The organism is Aminobacter sp. P4_D5 (assembly GCF_056401815.1).
Genome location: NZ_JBFUIP010000528.1, coordinates 1 through 852 on the forward strand (window position 1 = coordinate 1; position 852 = coordinate 852).

At 65.0% G+C, this 852-nt stretch carries 1 protein-coding gene; it reads left to right on the forward strand.

Annotated elements, in window-relative coordinates; all coding sequences use genetic code 11:
- The coding region (locus tag AC1DWF_RS33280) for an IS481 family transposase (protein WP_476842770.1) at window positions 1-825 on the forward strand (825 nt) is incomplete at its 5' end.
- Window positions 826-852 lie beyond the last annotated feature (27 nt).

Genomic DNA, 852 nt, shown 5'->3' on the forward strand with positions numbered 1-852 from the left:
GACCGCCATGCCGCCGAGGGTGACGCCGGCCTGCGCGACCGCTCCTCGCGTCCACATCATAGCCCGACGCGCCTGTCAGCCGAGCAGCACGCTGCCATCGAGGCCCTGCGTCGGCAGAGGCTCTGCAGCCCCGCCATCGCCCGCCAACTTGGCCTGCCGGTCTCCACCGTGGGCATGGCCCTGCGCCGGCTCGGCCTGTCCCGCCTCGCCACCCTCGAACCCAGACCGCCCATCATCCGCTACGAGCGCGAGCATCCGGGCGAGCTCATCCACATCGACATCAAGAAGCTGGGGCGCATCGAGGGCGTCGGCCATCGCATCACCGGCGACCGCACCCGCCAGAGTAACAGGCGCAGCGCCGGCAAGGGACTGGGCTGGGAGTTCGTCCATGTCGCCATCGATGATGCCAGCCGCCTTGCCTACACTGARCTCCTGTCCAGYGAGCGAACCGACAGCGTGCTCGCCTTCACCCRACGCGCGATCGCCTGGTTYGAAGGCYTSGGCGYGCCSGTCGAGCGSRTCATGACCGACAATGGATCGGCCTATAAAAGCTTCGCCTTCCGCGACCTGCTGGCCAGCCAAGGCATYCGRCACAAGCGMACCAGGCCCTACACGCCAAGGACCAAYGGAAAGGCCGAGCGCTTCATCCAGACCTCTCTGCGAGAATGGGCCTATGCTCAGCCGTTCCAGAGTTCAGACGAAAGAGCCAGCGCCATGCATTCTTGGCTGCACAGATACAACACCCTCAGGCCTCACTCCGCCCTCAAAGGAAAATCACCCCTCGATAGACTCCAAAGGGACAACCTCCTTGGTAACGACATCTAGAGGACGCGGATCGGCTTTCCGTCCAGG